The 2,795-nt window shown below is 45.1% G+C and carries 2 protein-coding genes; one reads left to right on the forward strand and one right to left on the reverse strand.

All coding sequences use genetic code 11. The annotated features are described in order from the left end of the window. The coding region (locus QZZ43_RS03365) for a thiamine pyrophosphate-dependent enzyme (protein WP_291856254.1) at positions 1–2,308 on the reverse strand (2,308 nt) is incomplete at its 3' end. Between the two features lie 165 nt (positions 2,309–2,473). Between QZZ43_RS03365 and QZZ43_RS03370 the strand changes: the two genes are divergently transcribed. Continuing rightward, complete coding sequence (locus tag QZZ43_RS03370) at positions 2,474–2,689, forward strand: hypothetical protein (RefSeq protein WP_291856256.1); 216 nt, start codon at positions 2,474–2,476, stop codon at positions 2,687–2,689. The last annotated feature ends 106 nt before the right edge of the window (positions 2,690–2,795 follow it).

The raw sequence follows: 2,795 nt of genomic DNA on the forward strand, positions 1-2,795 counted from the left end.
AGCCGCCTTGTTCTTCAATCACTTTTTGCATCATGTAGGCAGTGGCTCCCCCGGGAACATCTTCATCGAAAAACACGATGCGGTTGGTTTTTTTCAAAGATTCCAGGATCATTCCTTCTTTATCGAAAGGAAGTAAGGTCTGAACATCGATAAGCTCTACTGAGATGCTTGTTTCTTTTAATTGCTGGATGGCTTCGGCGGCTATTCGAACACAAGAACCGTAAGTAACCAGGGTGACATCTGTGCCATGAATGAGAATTTCAGGTACGCCAAGGGGAATACGAAATTCGCCCCAGTTGGACGGTTGTTTTTCCCGGATGCGGTATCCGTTAAGTGGTTCAATGACCAATGCCGGATCTTCTCCCTCAAGGAGGGTGTTGTACATTCCGGCAGCTCTGGTCATGTCGCGTGGCACGCACACATGAATCCCCCGAATACTGTTGATGATCATGCTGAGGGGTGAACCTGAATGCCAGATGCCTTCGAGCCTGTGTCCACGGGTTCTTACTATGACGGGGGCCTTTTGTCCTCCTTTGGAGCGGTAGTGGGTAGTGGCCAAATCATCGCTCAGCGTATGCAGGGTGTATAGTAAGTAATCGAAATACTGAATCTCTGCAATGGGCCTGAGGCCGCGCAGGGCCATGCCAATTCCTTCCCCAACAATGGTTGCTTCGTGAATTCCGGTGTCGCGCACACGCCATTCGCCATATTTTTGTTGAAGACCTTCCAGTGTTTGGTTCACGCCACCCAGTTTTCCCGTATCTTCTCCAAGCGTGAGGACGCGTGGGTCCTTGCCGAAAACTGCATCAAAATTATCCCGGATAATCTCACGTCCCGGCACCATTGGGGCGTCATTGGCATACTCGGGTGCAACAGGAGCTACTTTTAACGGCGATTTTTCGGATTCATCATAGAGATGAAGATTGTATTTTTCATTGCCAATTTGGTAGTAGGCGGCAACCCAGGAACGAAGCCGATCTTTGAGGCCACCGGGCTTGTCACAGGAAACACACACATGGCGTAGAATTATTCTTGCCGAACTGAGAATCTCTTTCCGGTTAAGGCTGACAGCATTTTTGAGGTTGTTAATAACCTTTTGTATTTCTTTTTCTTTCGTTGCTTCACATACACAATGTTTTTGTTCCACGATGTGAATCAGTTCCTCGCGTTCCTCTTTTATTGGTTTTAGGTATTCATTGTAGGTGTTTTTTTGTGCGGTGATCGCTTCCTTTCGGGCTTCCTGCTCAATGTTGTCCAGTGTTTGTTCATCGGTCAGCTTTTTCTCCAGCATCCAGCGACGCATTTGTACCAGACAATCCTTTTCTTTTTCCCATTCCAGCCGTTCTGTAGATTTATACCGTTCGTGGGATCCTGATGTGGAGTGTCCAGTAGGTTGTGTCAGTTCCTGGATGTGAAAAAGAACCGGAACATGATCATTGCGGCATTTTTTAATACCGTCCTCATATATTTGGCACAGTTCTGAATAATCCCATCCTTTGGCTTCATATATGAGAATTCCTGATTGGTCAGTCAGGGTTTTCTCGAATCCTCTTAAAGCCTTGGAAATGCTAGCCTTGGTGGTTTGTTTCTCAACAGGAACAGATATTCCGTAGCCATCATCCCATACCGATATGGCCATGGGGATTTGAAGAACCGCAGCTGCATTAAGTGTTTCGAAAAAGAGTCCTTCGGAAGTGCTGGCATCGCCAATGGTACCAAAGGCTACTTCGTTTCCATTATTACTGAAATTGGTGAAGTCTGCCAGTTCGTCTTGCTCCCGAAATAGTTTGGATGCCAGAGCCAATCCGGTTAGTCGGGGCATTTGGCCTGCTGTGGGACTGATGTCTGATGCGGTGTTTTTACTTTGAGTCTGGTCGATCCACTGATGATTGCTGTCAATCAGACGAGTGCCGAAATGATTGTTCATGGAACGGCCACCGTTGTCAGGATTTAATTCGGTACGTGTCTCGCCGTAAAGCATTGCAAAAAATCTTTCCGGGGTAATCATCCCGGTAGCCAGCATGAACGTCTGGTCGCGGTAATACCCTGACCGCCAGTCCCCCTCCTTAAATTGTTTGGCCATGGCTATTTGAGCTATCTCTTTGCCATCTCCGAAGATTCCAAATTTTGCTTTTCCGTTTAGCACTTCCCTGCGGGCCAGCAAACTCATTTGCCGGCTGAGGTGGGCCAGTTTGTAGTCGGTGAGCACTTCCTTTTTGAATTCTTCAAATTTAAGGGCCTCTTTACTTGCTTTATTTGGCGAATCTTTGCTGATAATCCCTTCTTCGTTTTGTTTGCTTGTCATCATTGCGCTTCAATTGTGTTGGTTTAGCTCTCCATAAGCATCCAACAAGGCAAAGTTAGGTTTTTTTTGATGGAAATTAATTGGTTGCACTACTCAAACATAAAGGAGGCAGGGAATGTTTACCCTCATGCATTTTTTGTATCTTTGCCCTCCTTAAAGTGCTTGAAAATGATACTAAAACTTCTGCTTGTAACTATTGTTTTGATGGCGGCTATCACAGCCCTTTTTGCTGTTCGCATTTTGCTGAAAAAGGATGGTAAATTTCCCAATACACATATTGGTGGAAACAGGAACATGGCCCGAAAAGGTATTTTTTGTGCATCAACACAAGATAAAATGGCCAACAAAGACAAACGGCACATCCTCAAAAATACCCTGAACTGATATAATATTGTGTTTTAATGTTAGGTTGTTCTTCACCATAGTATCGTTAGATTTTTAGATATTGGATGAAAAATGCTTCGTACAGTATTGATATACTGAGCATTAA

The sequence above is a fragment of the Marinilabilia sp. genome (assembly GCF_016278715.1).
In the GTDB taxonomy this organism is placed as follows: Bacteria; Bacteroidota; Bacteroidia; order Bacteroidales; family Marinilabiliaceae; genus Marinilabilia.

Bases quoted from the DNA above. Each gene is read 5' to 3' on its own strand.
- QZZ43_RS03370 (WP_291856256.1), top strand. From the start codon at position 2,474: ATGATACTAAAACTTCTGCTTGTAACTATTGTTTTGATGGCGGCTATC.